Below are 15,175 nucleotides of genomic sequence, written 5' to 3' on the forward strand. Positions count from 1 at the left end.
TGACGATCAGCGCGGCGAGTGGGGGCCTGGGGAGTTCCCCACGCCTGTGGGGATGGCCCGAAACAGGTTGAGCGGCCATGAGCGCTCCCGACGAGTTCCCCACGCCTGTGGGGATGGCCCGCAACCCTGACGTGCGCCGTCCCGATATATGGCGAGTTCCCCACGCCTGTGGGGATGGCCCGCGTAGCTGGCGCGCATGGCCTGACCGACGCAAGAGTTCCCCACACCTGTGGGGATGGCCCGTGAGAGTTGTGTCCCGGCTGGGACAGCGTCAGGAGTTCCCCACGCCTGTGGGGATGGCCCGCGTAGTTGCGCCAGCTCATACCGCGCTGCTTGGAGTTCCCCACGCCTGTGGGGATGGCCCGACCTACTTGCAACCCAACACCGGCAAACTGAAGAGTTCCCCACGCCTGTGGGGATGGCCCGACCTACTTGCAACCCAACACCGGCAAACTGAAGAGTTCCCCACGCCTGTGGGGATGGCCCGCTTATTGTATTAAACAGGCCATCACTATCCTGGAGTTCCCCACGCCTGTGGGGATGGCCCGCGCTGCGCCGCTACTGGCTGATCGACGAGGAGGAGTTCCCCACGCCTGTGGGGATGGCCCGTCAATAAGCAGTTCGCCGTCACCATAGATACCGAGTTCCCCACGCCTGTGGGGATGGCCCGACTGTCCAGGTTGAGCTTTTCGGTCTCGGCGAGAGTTCCCCACGCCTGTGGGGATGGCCCGGTAGCTCACCCTGATTTCGCCCGGCAAAAAACAGAGTTCCCCACGCCTGTGGGGATGGCCCGACCTACGCCACCCGCGCCGCGCTGCTTTCGGGGAGTTCCCCACGCCTGTGGGGATGGCCCGGTGGTGACCGTGCCAGGCGGCAGGCTGACGGGGTGAGTTCCCCACGCCTGTGGGGATGGCCCGCCACAACGGCCAGATGCGGCGCAGTGGCCCGCGAGTTCCCCACGCCTGTGGGGATGGCCCGACCACGCAGGCCCTGATGGACCGGGCGGGCGAGAGTTCCCCACGCCTGTGGGGATGGCCCGGCTCCAGAATCAGCTTACCCACGTCCAGCAGCGAGTTCCCCACGCCTGTGGGGATGGCCCGCGTGTCAAATTCTCGTTTGAGGTCGCAACCAAGAGTTCCCCACGCCTGTGGGGATGGCCCGCTCAAAGCGCTCGGTGAGAGTACCGGGGCGTCGAGTTCCCCACGCCTGTGGGGATGGCCCGTGGAGGCGGTGGGAGACGTACTGGAGAGACTGGAGTTCCCCACGCCTGTGGGGATGGCCCGTGAGCCAGGACGTCCTGCCGGGTCGCTTTGGTGAGTTCCCCACGCCTGTGGGGATGGCCCGCGCCTATTCGTTCCGGTCTACCCGGAAACGCCGAGTTCCCCACGCCTGTGGGGATGGCCCGTCCAGCCCCGCCCAGCGCCGCGCCCATTCGACGAGTTCCCCACGCCTGTGGGGATGGCCCGCCATGAGCGCCCACTTGCAGCAGGGCACCCAGGAGTTCCCCACGCCTGTGGGCTTAGCGTCAGGGTTGCTGCCGTTTCGCGCAATCACAAGGCACACGGTTGACCCACTGGCTCCGGTCCTTGAATTTGAGCGCAAGAATCGGATGGTCTGACCTGGGGGTCTGGGTCTACCCTGTGATCAGGAGGCCAACCCTGTGTCAGATCCTGCATCCCTATCTCTCGACGAACAGCGATGGCAGCTCGTCTTGGGCCGTGAGGCGACCCACGACGGACAGTTCGTGTACGCCGTTCAGACCACTGGCATCTACTGCCGTCCGTCGTGTCCCTCCCGGCGTCCGAAGCGCAGCAACGTCGAGTTCTTCGAGACGGGTCTCGTGGCCCGCGCGGCAGGATTTCGGCCCTGCCGCCGCTGCCTGCCGGATGAGGTGGACGCCAGGAAGCAGGCCGTTGCCCAAGTACAACATCTGCTTGAGACGGTCGAACCTCCCCCCGCACTGGCCCAGCTGGCCCAGGCGGTGGGCCTGAGTCCGTTTCACCTGCAACGGGTCTTCAAAGCCATGACCGGGACCAGCCCCAAGCAGTACGCGCTCGCCCTGCGGGGCGAGCGCCTCAAGCAGCGGTTGCGAGAAGGGACCAGTGTCACCAGCGCCCAGTACGACGCCGGTCACGCCTCGTCCCGAACCCTGTACGACCGCGCCACCGATCAACTCGGCATGCCGCCCAAGAGTTACCAGGCCGGTGGGACGGGCCAGACCATCGCTCACGTCACGGTCGAGAGCGTCCTCGGTCCCATGCTGGTGGCAGCGACCACGCGTGGCTTGGTGGCGGTCCGCTTCGGCACAGCCGAACACCTCCTTCAGGAGCTGCTGGATGAGTACCCGCACGCGACTTTCATTCAGGGTGGAGCACCGCTGGGTGAGTATGTGACGGCGATTGGGCAGCACCTGGAAGGTCGTTCACCCCACCTTGACCTGCCCCGGGATGTTGCGGAGACCGCCTTCCAGCAGCGGGTCTGGTCGGCTCTGCAACGTATTCCCCCCGGCGAGACCCGCTCCTACACCCAGGTGGCCGAGACGATCGGTGCGCCCACCGCCGTGCGGGCGGTCGCCCGCGCCTGCGCCAGCAACCCGGTGGCGCTGGTGGTGCCGTGTCACCGGGTGCTGCGCCAGGGCGGCGCGCTCGGCGGCTACCGCTGGGGGGTGGAGCGCAAGCGGACCCTCCTGGAACGAGAACGCGTGGAGGCGGCCTCCCGCGCCTGATGCAAGTGCGCTGATCGCCCAGCACCCATCGAAAACACAGCCTTCAACGCGCCTCACTGGCGCTGGATCAACTTGTCTCAAGTCCAAGGAGCACCGCCATGCACCAGATCATCGAGCCCAAGATTCTCTATTTCGGGACGCCTGTCGTCCTGATCAGCACCCTCAACGAGGACGGAAGCTCCAACCTCGCGCCGATGTCGTCGGCCTGGTGGCTGAACGACTCCTGCATGCTAGGGATGAGCAACCGCTCGCAGACGGTGCGCAACATGTTGCGGGAAGGCCGCTGCGTCCTGAACCTGCCGTCTGCCGGGCAGGTGGACGCGGTGGACCGTCTGGCCCTGACCACGGGTCGGGGGGACGTGCCGGAGTACAAGGCGCAGATGGGCTACTGCTATGAGCCGGACAAATTCAAGGTCGCGGGCCTGACCGCCGTGGCGGGCGAGCCCGGCTGGCCCGCGCGGGTCGCAGAGTGCCCGGTGCAGATGCACGCCCTGCTGGAACACGCCCGTGACTTTTCCTCGCCCCATCTGGCCGCGCTGGAGCTGCGGATCGTCCAGACCTGGATGGATGACGCCATTCTCAATCCGGAGCGCAGGCATTATGTGGACCCGGACAAATGGCGACCCCTGATCATGAGTTTCACCGAGTTCTATGGTCTGGGAACGCAGCTCCACCCTTCCCGGCTGGCGCAGGTGTTCTGATACCAAATTGAGTTGAACTTCGGGAGTTCAATCGAGCGGAGCGAGTGCCAAATCGTATGAAGTGTTCACGGACGGCCCTGCGGCAGACGCTGGTTCGCGAACTGGATAAGCCGTAGCTGAAGGGCATGGACGGTGCACCGTCCATGCCCTGATCCTGCGCGCCCGTGAACAGAATGGGGGGGACGGCCAGCCTGCGGTGATAGACCGAGCAGAGCAATGAGACCGCCCAACGGCTCTCCAACCGCCTGGAAGTGACGCGCACGCGCTGCGCCCGGTTCATCTTCAGTCTTCCCACTGGAGTTTGACCGCAAGAAGCGGATAGTCGGCAACGTGACGCTGTGCCAGCATGGACAGCATGAGTGCCCGCGACCTGAGTGCCCTGTTCGTCCTGTCGGCCCTGTGGGGCGGCTCCTTTCTCTTCATGCGCGTTGCCGCCCCGGCCCTGGGACCCGTCCTGCTGATCGAGCTGCGGGTGTTGATCGCCGGTCTCGCGCTGTTGGGGTACGCCCTGGTGACCCGCTCCGTGCCAGCCTTCCGCGCCCACTGGTGGCCGTTTCTGGTGATAGGCGTGATCAATTCGGCGCTTCCTTTCACCCTGATCGCCACGGCGGAACTGCACCTGAGTGCGTCGCTCGCGGCCACCCTGAACGCCACCACGCCCCTTTTTGGGGCGCTGGTGGCCTCGGTATGGCTCAAGGAGCCGCTGACACGGGGCAAGGTGCTGGGCCTGCTGATCGGTCTGGTCGGCGTCATGGTTCTGGTGGGGCTGGGGACACTCACTCTGACGCCCGTGGTGCTGCTGTCCATCGGGGCCTCGCTGCTGGGCGCGCTGTCTTACGGGATGGCAGCGGTCTACACGAAAGTCAGGATGAAAGGAGTTTCGCCTCTGGCCCTGGCGCTGTACAGCCAGCTGCTGGCCGCCGGGGCGCTGCTGCCAGCCGTGCCGTTCAGTCTGCCTCGTGAAGCCCCGTCCGCCGTGGTGATTGCCTCGGTGCTGGCGCTCGCCCTGCTGTCGACGGCGGTCGCGTACCTGCTGTATTTCGGTCTGATTCAGCGGGTCGGGCCGACCAGGGCCACCATGGTCACCTACCTCTCGCCTGCGTTCGGGTTGCTCTGGGGGGTCTTGTTGCTCCACGAATCTCTGAGCGGCTGGACGATCTTCGGGTTCGGGCTGATTCTCGCGAGCGTCGGGCTGGTCACCGGACTGCTGCCGATAGGCCGGGCACCAATTAACAAGACCTCGCTTCCAGGACAGCAGTGACCTGGAAGCAAGAACCATGGACTGCTGAGCAATAGGCAGACAAGTGCCGATTGTGCAGAGAACATTGGCACTTCAGGGGCTTTGAAACGGACGGCACAGAATACGCAGCGTGTTCGACCGCCAGATGCGCCGCACTTCGCCAGCGAAGTGCCGACACGGTTGGAAGCAGGAACTTTCCCGGAGGTCGGGTGCAGCCACATTGGACGGTAGACGAGTTGATCGACCACTGGACGCTGCTCCCTGCCGAGCAGGAGCTGCTCGGGCCGAGCCAAGACGCCAACCGCCTGGGTCTGGCGGTGATGCTCAAAGCTTTCCAGCATGAGGGACGCTTTCCTTACAACACCAGCGACGTGCCCGGCGTGGTGGTGGACTACGTGTCCCGGCAGGTCGGCGTTCACGCCAACCTGTACACCACCTACGACTGGCGAGGCCGTTCCAGCAGCACCCACCGCAGCCTGATCCGGAACTTCTTGAGCTTCCGGAGTTTTGCGGAAACCGACGCAGCTTCCCTCGTCGCCTGGCTATGCGAACACGTGCTGCCCAGAGAGGAGCGTCTGGACGCGGTTCGGGAGATGGCCCTGATCCAGCTGCGCGTCCTGAACATCGAGCCGCCGAGCGCCCTGAAACTGGAGCGGCACCTGGCCTCCGCCCGACGAAGCTATGAGCTTCAGGTATGTGAGACGGTGTTTGGCAGGCTCGGGGTTCCGGAGCGCCAGCGGCTGGATGAGCTGTTGGAGGCCACAGTGCAAGACGTGCAGGAGGACATCCCTGAGACAGATGCGACAGTCTCGTTGATCCATTGGCTGCGGAGCGACTCCGTAAAGCCCGGCCTGGACAGCATCGAGGAACAGCTGACCAAGCTGCGCCGCCTTCGGGTGATGGGTCTGCCGGCCACCCTGTTCCAGGGCCTGCCACCAACGATCCGGCGTCGGTATCGGGAGCGGACCGGCGTCGAGACCCCCAGTGAACTCCGGCTCCATCCCGACGCTGTCCGGGCCACCCAACTCGCCGCCTTCAGTCAGCTCCGCGCAGCGGAACTGACCGACTCCCTGATCGACCACCTGATCCACACTGTCCACAGCATCGGGGCCCGCGCGGAGCGGCGGGTAGACAAACGGCTGCTGGACGACTTCAAGCGGATCGAGAACAAACAGGTGCTGCTGTTCCGGCTGGTGGAGGCGGCCCTAGCCAATCCCGATGGGCGGGTGCGCGACGTAATCTTCCCGGTAGTGGGCGAGGAGCGACTGAACGACCTGCTCAAGGAGTTCAAGGCCAACAGCGCCGGGGTTTATCAGCGGGAGGTCCACGCCACTTTGAGGGCGTCGTACCGCAGTCATTATCGCCGGATGCTCCCTGGGCTGCTCAGCGCACTGGAGTTCAGATCGAACAACGCACTGCACCAGCCCGTGGTCCTGGCGCTGGAATTGCTGAAACGCCATACCGGCAGCCGGCTCCTGAACTACCCGGCTAACGAGGTCGTCCCGGTCGAGGGTGTGATCCCCAGGGGCATGCGCGACCTGGTGCTCGAAGCGATGGTGGGCGGCGAGGTGCGGGTCAACCGAGTTAACTACGAGATCTGCGTGCTGGAGGCGTTGTGGGACGCCCTCCGCTGCCGGGAGATCTGGGTGATGGGAGCTGACAAGTACCGCGACCCGGAGGCCGATCTACCCCAGGACTTCGAGGAACAGAAAGGGGAGTATTTCAAAGCTCTCAGACAGCCGCTGGAGGCCGACACGTTTGTTGCTGCGGTGCAGCAACAGCTGCGGGAAGGATTAATCCGGCTCCATGATGGTCTGCCCCAGAACCCCAAGGTCAGGATCGTCGAGAAGGACGGCGGCGCGTTCCTGGTCACGCCACTGGACGCGCAACCAGAGCCTTTCAGCCTGAGCATCCTCAAGGGCGAGGTCGGACGGCGGTACGGCGTGAACCTGCTGCTCGATTTTCTGAAAGAAACCGACCTGAGAACCGGGTTCACAGAGCATCTGCGGAGCGTGATGACCCGCGAAGTACTGGGCCGGGACGAAGTTCAGAAACGGCTCTTGCTGTGCCTGTTCGGCCTGGGCACCAACACCGGTCTGAAGCGTGTGGCCGCTGGCGATGACACACTGAGTTACTCCGACCTGCGTTACATCCGGCGACGCTTCATCACCAGAGAGGGTCTGCGGGCAGCGAACGCACATGTGGTAAACGCCATCCTGGGGGCCCGCCAGCATGACATCTGGGGGGAGAGCACCACCAGCTGCGCGTCCGACGCCAAGAAGTTTGGGGCCTGGGACGGCAACCTGCGCACCGAATGGTCGGTGCGGTACGGCGGGCGCGGCGTGATGATCTACTGGCACGTCGAACGCAAGGCCACCTGCATCCACTCGCTGCTCAAGACCTGCACCAGTTCCGAAGTGGCCGCGATGATCGAAGGGGTGCTTCGGCACTGTACGGACATGTCCGTACAGCGGCAGTACGTCGACAGCCACGGACAGAGCGAGGTCGGCTTTGCCTTCTCGCACCTGTTCGGGTTCCGCCTGCTGCCGCGTCTCAAGGACATTGCCGGCCAACGGCTGTCACTACCAGACGCAGCGATGGGCGCACAGCTCCCGAACCTCGCGCCCGTGCTGGCCCAGCGGGCGATCCGCTGGGAGCTGATCTCGCAGCAGTACGAGCAGATGGTCAAGTACGCCACCGCTCTGCGGCTGGGACTGGCCGACCCGGAATCGGTGCTGCGGCGTTTCTCGCAGGCGAACGCCCAACACCCGACCTACGCCGCTTTCAAGGAACTGGGCCGGGCCATCAAAAGCATCTTCCTGTGTGAGTACCTGCACGACGAGGGCCTGCGCCGTGAGATCCACGAGGGACTGAACGTGGTCGAGACCTGGAACAGCACCAACAGTTTCATCTTCTACGGTAAGGCCGGAGAGATCAGCAGCAACCGCCTGGAGGATCAGGAGATCAGCGTGCTCTCGCTGCACCTGCTCCAGAACTGCCTGGTGTACGTCAATACCCTGATGCTGCAAACAGTACTCAGCGACGAGAGGTGGCGCAGCAGGATGACCGCTGAAGACTGGCGGGCGCTCAACCCCCTGATCTACCACCACGTCAACCCATACGGGGTTTTCCGCCTGGACATGTCCAGGCGGCTTAACCTTGAGGCGGGGGTAGACCGACATGACCCAACTCAAACGGACGCCAGCGAAGCGCAAAGCGCGGGAACTCGCCAGATACCTGCGGGCTGAGCGGCCCGACTACGCCTACCTCAAAGAGGTGTTCCGGCAGCTCCGGCGGGAACTGGAAGTGGAGGTGCCGGGGCCGAGCCGCCGACTGCCCTGGGTGCCGAGCGAGGAACAGGTGCGCGCCTTCTACGCGGCGGTCTGGCAGACCCGCAGGATTGGCGACCTCGTGCTGATCAAGACTTTCCTGTACACCGGCGTGCGCGTCGCGGAACTGGTCAAGATCCAGCTCTCAGATGTCGATCTTGACCGCTGTCAGATCAGGATCAATCTTGGGAAGGGCCACAAAGACCGCGTGGTGCCCTTTGCGCCCGGTTTCAAGGAAACGCTGGCTCTGCATATGCAGGGCCGCCGCGCGCTGGGTGGCGACGCCCTGTTCGAGTCGTCCTGGAAGCGCCGCTACAGCGACCGGGGCGTCCGCAAGATGATGGAGCGGTACACAGTGTTGGCTGGCCTCGACCACACCATCTCACCGCACAAGCTCAGACATTTCCTGCTGACCTGGCTGAAGCAGCAGGGCATTGACGACGCACTGATTCAGCCGTACAGCGGCCACGCTTCCCGTCAGTCGCTGGAACTCTACTCTCGCCTGTCGATTGCGGCTGCTCAGCAGGAATACGACCGGGTGATCCCGAAATTTCCGGTTTGATCAGTTGCTTGTGTTCATTGCGGCTCACGGCAGCGACCCTGACACTGGGCCCTGTGGGGATGGCCCGCTGACCACCGTGCCGACCCTGCCCCCGATAGCGAGTTCCCCACGCCTGTGGGGATGGCCCGATTTGACCGACGCTCAACTGGCCGCCAATCTGGAGTTCCCCACGCCTGTGGGGATGGCCCGAGGTCGCGCTCACCGCCGAAATCAACGCCGCCGAGTTCCCCACGCCTGTGGGGATGGCCCGGCTACGGCACCCGCATCAGTGAGCAGTACACCGAGTTCCCCACGCCTGTGGGGATGGCCCGCCGCCAGAGGTTGCAGCAGGGCCTCGCCCATGGAGTTCCCCACGCCTGTGGGGATGGCCCGCCTGTCTCGTCGTTGACCAGCGCCGGGTCCTGGAGTTCCCCACGCCTGTGGGGATGGCCCGCTGTTGAGGCCATCGCCTTTCTGTGCGCTGGCGAGTTCCCCACGCCTGTGGGGATGGCCCGCTGTCATCTTGCAAGACCGGCTGGCCACCGTGGAGTTCCCCACGCCTGTGGGGATGGCCCGGCGGTGATCGACTCCGGCTACCCGGTGGTGTGGAGTTCCCCACGCCTGTGGGGATGGCCCGTTTGACGTACATGCTCGCGGTTTTTGCTGACCGAGTTCCCCACGCCTGTGGGGATGGCCCGACCCCACCGGCATCACCTACACCGCAGGCGGGGAGTTCCCCACGCCTGTGGGGATGGCCCGTACAATCCAAGCTCCGGGCATCAGAACAACCAGAGTTCCCCACGCCTGTGGGGATGGCCCGACGTCGGCGCAGCGCTGGGGTTCTGGTCCCGGGAGTTCCCCACGCCTGTGGGGATGGCCCGTACAGATGCTGATCAGTATCGACGCCCCACCCAGAGTTCCCCACGCCTGTGGGGATGGCCCGCTTGAGCAGGCAGGTATGACGGTAGCCCAGATGAGTTCCCCACGCCTGTGGGGATGGCCCGCTCGGACTGCTCAGCGTCATCGATAATATCGGGAGTTCCCCACGCCTGTGGGGATGGCCCGTCGTATAGGAATCTCTGACATTCCTATTTTATGAGTTCCCCACGCCTGTGGGGATGGCCCGGCTGCTGTGGGTCATCGCGCTGAGCGGCCTGAGAGTTCCCCACGCCTGTGGGGATGGCCCGGCGTAGGTGTAGAGCGTGCGCTCCGACCCGCCGAGTTCCCCACGCCTATGGGGATGGCCCGCCTGGCCGAGACACCTTTTTGGAGCCTACCCAGAGTTCCCCACGCCTGTGGGGATGGCCCGAAATAGGTCGCACGCTGTACAGGCTACAGCATGAGTTCCCCACGCCTGTGGGGATGGCCCGACCCGCTCATACCGGTAGAGCGTAACCGCGCAGAGTTCCCCACGCCTGTGGGGATGGCCCGCTAAACCAGCCAGTTTCACGGCGGTAGTTGTAGAGTTCCCCACGCCTGTGGGGATGGCCCGGCAGGGGCTTGCATCCGTTCAGTGGTCATCGGGAGTTCCCCACGCCTGTGGGGATGGCCCGGCCACGACGGCACAGGCCGGTGGCGCGGTCAAGAGTTCCCTACGCCTGTGGGGATGGCCCGCTTGGGCAGATCGGCCCGTCTACGGCCTACACGAGTTCCCCACGCCTGTGGGGATGGCCCGCCACCACCGCCTGAGCCGTCGTCTTGGACAGAGAGTTCCCCACGCCTGTGGGGATGGCCCGGTGCTGCCCGGCACCGTCAAGGCCGTCGAAGAGAGTTCCCCACGCCTGTGGGGATGGCCCGGTGATTGCCAAGATTCAGGAACTGGGGGACGTGAGTTCCCCACGCCTGTGGGGATGGCCCGCTCAGCGCCTGAGCGCTGTATTTCTGAATGACGAGTTCCCCACGCCTGTGGGGATGGCCCGCTCAGCGAGGCCACCGAGCGGCTGTACGGTAAGAGTTCCCCACGCCTGTGGGGATGGCCCGCGCGTCCATAGCCGCCTATGGCGTACACCAGAGAGTTCCCCACGCCTGTGGGGATGGCCTGGCTTGCTGAACTTCTCCGAGGAAGGAAAGCAGGAGTTCCCCACGCCTGTGGGGATGGCCGCAGTCCAGACGAACTCGCCCGCATTCCAGGTCTAGTTCCCCACGCCTGTGGGGATGGCCCGAAATGTGATTTGCTTAGCCGCCGCGCCATGATGAGTTCCCCACGCCTGTGGGGATGGCCCGCCGCCGAGGTTGATGTTGCGGCTGCCCATCGTGAGTTCCCCACGCCTGTGGGGATGGCCCGCAAGGCGACGCCCTGTCCGCCGAGTTGCAAACGAGTTCCCCACGCCTGTGGGGATGGCCCGGCATGCAGGAGCGCTACGGCGGGATGATGGAGGAGTTCCCCACGCCTGTGGGGATGGCCCGGTCGCTACCTGCCCCCGGTGCCTTACGAGTTGGAGTTTCCCACGCCTGTGGGGATGGCCCGCAATTTGACTACATGCCGTTGTTAGCGTGGCGGAGTTCCCCACGCCTGTGGGGATGGCCCGCCGCTGAGCACGGTCAGGCGCAGCTCCCCGGCGAGTTCCCCACGCCTGTGGGGATGGCCCGCCTGGGTGCGCTTGGCCTTCCGGCGTTGGCGCGAGTTCCCCACGCCTGTGGGGATGGCCCGCTCGAACAGGGTATGGACGGTATCACCTCCGTGAGTTCCCCACGCCTGTAGGCATGGCCCGGTCAACGGAGCCTCGCCGGATATCGCGCAGGGGAGTTCCCCACGCCTGTGGGGATGGTCCGGGCACCGGTCTGGTGACCCTGCCTTACGCCACGAGTTCCCCACGCCTGTGGGGATGGCTCGTTGCCGACGATAGGCAGCTTGGTGTCATCGTAGAGTTTCCCACGCCTGTGGGGATGGCCCGCCTGACTGCTCAGTGCCTGCCGAATTCACTGCTCACGCCGTGCCTGAATTACTTTCTCAGTCGGCAGGCCCTCTGTAGAGTCCGCCCAAGGCCGTTTGAGACGTCAAGATTTCAGGGGCTGACAACTACCCCACCACGAAATTTTTATCCGGTTTCTGCGCCCGCTGACCGCGTTGTCGGCGGTGCTCCAGTAACCAGTAACAGGCTACTGATCGATACCCGGTGTGAGATGGTGACGTGCGCCACTACGCTTCCCTGCAACCAAATATTCAAAAGAGAATATATAAAGCCCACTAACGAAGTGATGAGTGATCATTGTCAGTCTGATTCCACTGTGTCGTCAACCAGAGTTCTGAACCTCACCCTTTCTCTGCGTAGTGTCACCATCACCTGTACCAGGTCGCGGAGGTGGAAGTTTGGCTTTGCTCAGGCTGATTTTCTTCAGGCTTGCGCCCAGATAGGAGAGGGAAGGGGTTTGAAACCCAACCCTGCCCTCGCCACTCTGCCCGGTCCGAGCAGTTCCAGTAATTCAAGGCAACAGAGCTAACCTTGCCCAGTGGAGCGTCAATCTCTTACCCTACGGCAATACAACCAGGTGGCGCTCGACCAGCGTACGGCTGAAATGCACTTATCGCCATTTCATTTATTTCATTTGTGGTAAGATTCTCGTATGACGGCTGCCTTCATCCCCGATTCTTCCGACCAGCCGCAGCTCCAGGCCATCGCCGACGAGCTGGCCCTGTTGCCTGCCGGGGGTACGCTGTACCTCCAACTCCCTGGACACGCCGAGCCGCTGACCCTCTCGCCCGTCATGGTGAGGCTGCTGCGGGCCTCGGTCAAGGCTCTGCTCGAAGGGCACGCCGTGACCCTGGTGCACACCGAGCAGGAACTCTCGCCCGTCGAGGCCGCGCAGCTTCTGGGTGTCAGCCGCCCGTTTCTGATCTCGCACCTGCTGGATACGGGTAAGATGCCGCACCGTCTGGTCGGCAGTCACCGTCGCCTGGCCTTAACGGATGTACTGGCCTACAAAGCCGATCAGGAGCGCCGGATGACGATTGCCGACGAGCTGAGCCGCGAGGCGCAGGCGCTGGGACTGTACTGATTTTGCCACCTACCTCATCCCGTCCGGGCGCCTTCTGCGACGCCAACGTGCTGTATTCGGCCCTGCTGCGTGACCTGCTGATCCGGCTGGCGATTGCGGACCTGTGCGAGCTGTACTGGTCGGCTGAGGTGCAGAGCGAATGGACGCGCAATCTCAGCCAGGTCAGGCCGGAGCTGGAGGCGACCCTGAAGCGGACCCGCGCCCTGATGGAACAGGTGTTGCCCAACGCGCTACTGAGTGACGCGGCGCCGTTGCCGCCTGAGATTCAGTTGCCTGACCCGAACGACCACCACGTACTCGCCGCCGCCATCCAGTCGGGGACGGGCACCCTGCTGACCTTTAACCTCAGGGACTTCCCGCTCGCCATCTGTCAGCCGCTGGACGTGGTCGCCGTTCACCCCGACGAGTGGTTGGCCGTTGTGCTGGCGCAAGACGAAACGCTGACCCTGAGAGTGTTTCAGTGCCTGCTGGCGCCTCTACAAAACCCGCCGCTGAGCCTGATCGACTTCGCCGCAGCCCTGCGGCGGCAAGTATTGCCTATGACCGCCGACTTGGTGACGGCTTTGGTGTGATGCTGGCCTTCGGTCTGCTGAATAGGGCAGTTACCAGGTGGTTGTCGAACGCGACGCGCTCCCTGCTGTGCTTTCCCACTGCTCTCTCAATGCCGCTCTGCATCTGGTGTGGGTGAGGGCGGGGTAAGGGGAGAGCTAGAACATGGTGCCACGTAGTCTGGGTGATGTTCGAGCTGACCTGAATGTTTCACGTCGCGCTCACATTCTATTTTTCGTATCGAGTGGTCTTTACAGCGCTGTTCCGCACTGCGTTGAAAGTTTTTTTTGTTGGGTGTCAAAGATGGGGTGCAGAGGAATACCTTTCTTCTTTTTTAGATATATTCCACCTCACCTCTTGAAAATCGGCGATTACACGGGTGGCACGGTCGCGAAATGCACCCTTGATCTCCGAACTCGCAACTGGTACATTCGGCATATAGTCTAGGCCCAGAGCGTGGCCTGAGCAATACACCCCCTTCTGCCCAACGCCAGATGGATGAACATGCTCGACACCCTGGAAAAGCAGGGCTTGACGGTGCCGGGCCGCCCTGGGCAAAGCAGAGCCAAGCGCATCCAAGTGTTGTCCCCTGACCAATACAGGCTCAGGGGCGGGGCCGTGTGCCCTTTGCGGGTGACGGGTTAGAACGCTGAACCCGTCACCGCTAGCCTCACGCAGCGGGCGTGACGGCGAGGCCGAAGCCGAAGTGTCCAGATGCTCGAAGCGAACACCCCGCCAGACTACCACCCACCGGACATGACCGGGCGTGCCATCATCAGCCATGACCGCTCGCCGCCCCCTGCGGTTCCTTCCGGCGCTCGGCCTGACCCTGGGCGGCCTGGTGCTCTACGGCACCCTGCTGGCGCTGCTTTACCCCGCCACCGACACCTGTCTCAAAGACCAGCTCACACCGATGATGTGCCTGGTGGGTCTGCCACTGGCCGCCCTGCTCACCCTCGGCGCCGCGCAGTGGCGCACCGCAGCGGGCAAGGCCATGCTGCTGGGCACGTTGCTGATGCTCATTCCGGCGCCCGTCCTGATCTTCGCCAAGGACTTCACGATCTGCTGAGCGCCTGAACAAGCGAACGACGAGTCTTGATGTGAGAAAGCCGTTCCAGTACCGGTTTCAGATGACGAGTCGAGTTATTGACGCGGGTTTGGACACACTGGATGAGAACGTTTTGCCCACCAGGGGAGACCCGGACTCAGGCTGTTCCCGCTGGCGCCCTCACGACAGACGCCCGGCGCAACCGCCCCCTGACCGTGCCGCACCTAGACGAAGCTCGCCACGTACTCGCGCTCGACCAGGCTGCCGGGCTCGGTTCGCAAGGCGGCGGCCCGGCTCATCCGCTGGAAATGAGGCCCACTCACGCCTTCAGTGTAGAGCGTCGGTCCGGCGCGGCTCTACTCAGCCGGGCGCCATACCTCAGGCGGTTCGCACCCGGTTTGCACCCCTCATCCCAGGAGGATAAACTGGTCACAGGTTTACGAAGTCACCTCCCTGCCCACACCCCTTGACGGGGCGGTCGCCAATCGGCACCCAGGCGAAGCATTCGCGCCCTCCGTACCATCCGGCCCCTCTCAATTTCGCACCAGTGAGGGCAGGCAATCTGTGGGCACCCTGCACCCTTTCCTGCTGCGCTTCGAGGAGCTTTCACCATGTCCGAAAACCTGATTGTTGCCCACAAAGCTGCCGCCGCCCAGCTCCGCGCCACGCTGCAAAGGCACGGCCTGAAGATCGGCTATAACCACGCGCTCGAAGTCGTCGCCGCCCTGTGCGGCCTGAACAACTGGCGTACCTTGGCGGCCAGGCCCAGCGCCGAGCGCCTGACTGGCGAAGCGGCTCACCTCGCCGCCCACCGCTGCCTGAACGCCCTGGGCTATCCGGTGACTGCCACGCAGGCCCGCGCCGCCGCCACGCTAAACCCGCCCCTGGCCGCGTCTGAGCTGCTGATCCTCTCCGGTGCGGGCACCCTGGCCCCCTGGCCGCTGTTGCCGGTTCCCGCCCAACTGGATGAGGCCACTCGCGCCGCGCTGGCTGAAGGCCGCTCACTCACCTGGCACCGGGGCCGCGCCCTGACCATGCAGGGCCGC

At 64.3% G+C, this 15,175-nt stretch carries 8 protein-coding genes, 1 pseudogene and 2 CRISPR repeat arrays; all 9 genes and pseudogenes read left to right on the top strand.

Going from position 1 to position 15,175, the window contains the following annotated elements; translation table 11 throughout:
- The first annotated feature begins 31 nt into the window (after positions 1–31).
- Positions 32–1,527: a CRISPR direct-repeat array (repeat unit 29 nt; unit sequence GAGTTCCCCACGCCTGTGGGGATGGCCCG).
- 133 nt (positions 1,528–1,660) lie between these two features.
- The gene (ada, locus tag Q0R23_RS13895) at positions 1,661–2,725 is read left to right on the top strand and encodes a bifunctional DNA-binding transcriptional regulator/O6-methylguanine-DNA methyltransferase Ada (RefSeq protein WP_293913921.1); all 1,065 of its coding nucleotides are present in this window, start codon (positions 1,661–1,663) and stop codon (positions 2,723–2,725) included.
- Positions 2,726–2,823: 98 nt separating this feature from the next.
- The gene (locus tag Q0R23_RS13900; protein WP_293913922.1) at positions 2,824–3,426 is read left to right on the top strand and encodes a flavin reductase family protein; all 603 of its coding nucleotides are present in this window, start codon (positions 2,824–2,826) and stop codon (positions 3,424–3,426) included.
- Positions 3,427–3,781: 355 nt separating this feature from the next.
- Positions 3,782–4,687, top strand: a complete 906-nt coding sequence (locus tag Q0R23_RS13905; RefSeq protein ID WP_293913924.1) for a DMT family transporter — start codon at positions 3,782–3,784, stop codon at positions 4,685–4,687.
- Between the two features lie 188 nt (positions 4,688–4,875).
- Positions 4,876–7,836, top strand: a pseudogene (locus Q0R23_RS13910) (Tn3 family transposase); the annotation flags it as partial.
- Positions 7,837–7,846: 10 nt separating this feature from the next.
- On the top strand, positions 7,847–8,557 hold the full coding sequence (locus tag Q0R23_RS13915; RefSeq protein ID WP_293913926.1) for a tyrosine-type recombinase/integrase: 711 nt from the start codon (positions 7,847–7,849) through the stop codon (positions 8,555–8,557).
- A 38-nt stretch (positions 8,558–8,595) separates the two neighbouring features.
- Positions 8,596–11,430: a CRISPR direct-repeat array (repeat unit 29 nt; unit sequence GAGTTCCCCACGCCTGTGGGGATGGCCCG).
- A 670-nt stretch (positions 11,431–12,100) separates the two neighbouring features.
- On the top strand, positions 12,101–12,532 hold the full coding sequence (locus tag Q0R23_RS13920; RefSeq protein ID WP_293913927.1) for an excisionase family DNA-binding protein: 432 nt from the start codon (positions 12,101–12,103) through the stop codon (positions 12,530–12,532).
- 2 nt (positions 12,533–12,534) lie between these two features.
- Positions 12,535–13,104, top strand: coding sequence for a PIN domain-containing protein (locus Q0R23_RS13925; RefSeq protein WP_293913929.1), 570 nt, complete (start codon positions 12,535–12,537; stop codon positions 13,102–13,104).
- A 758-nt stretch (positions 13,105–13,862) separates the two neighbouring features.
- On the top strand, positions 13,863–14,150 hold the full coding sequence (locus Q0R23_RS13930) for a hypothetical protein (RefSeq protein WP_293913931.1): 288 nt from the start codon (positions 13,863–13,865) through the stop codon (positions 14,148–14,150).
- A gap of 590 nt (positions 14,151–14,740) precedes the next feature.
- Positions 14,741–15,175: glyoxalase superfamily protein (locus tag Q0R23_RS13935; protein ID WP_293913933.1), on the top strand; the 435-nt coding region annotated here is incomplete at its 3' end.

The organism is Deinococcus sp. (genome assembly GCF_025362455.1).
GTDB lineage: Bacteria > Deinococcota > Deinococci > Deinococcales > Deinococcaceae > Deinococcus.

What these genes read in the sequence shown, in the direction of transcription:
- Q0R23_RS13900 (WP_293913922.1), top strand. Translation starts at nt 2,824, where the DNA reads ATGCACCAGATCATCGAGCCCAAGATTCTCTATTTCGGGACGCCTGTC.
- Q0R23_RS13905 (WP_293913924.1), top strand. Translation starts at nt 3,782, where the DNA reads ATGAGTGCCCGCGACCTGAGTGCCCTGTTCGTCCTGTCGGCCCTGTGG.
- Q0R23_RS13915 (WP_293913926.1), top strand. Translation starts at nt 7,847, where the DNA reads ATGACCCAACTCAAACGGACGCCAGCGAAGCGCAAAGCGCGGGAACTC.
- Q0R23_RS13920 (WP_293913927.1), top strand. Translation starts at nt 12,101, where the DNA reads ATGACGGCTGCCTTCATCCCCGATTCTTCCGACCAGCCGCAGCTCCAG.
- Q0R23_RS13930 (WP_293913931.1), top strand. Translation starts at nt 13,863, where the DNA reads ATGACCGCTCGCCGCCCCCTGCGGTTCCTTCCGGCGCTCGGCCTGACC.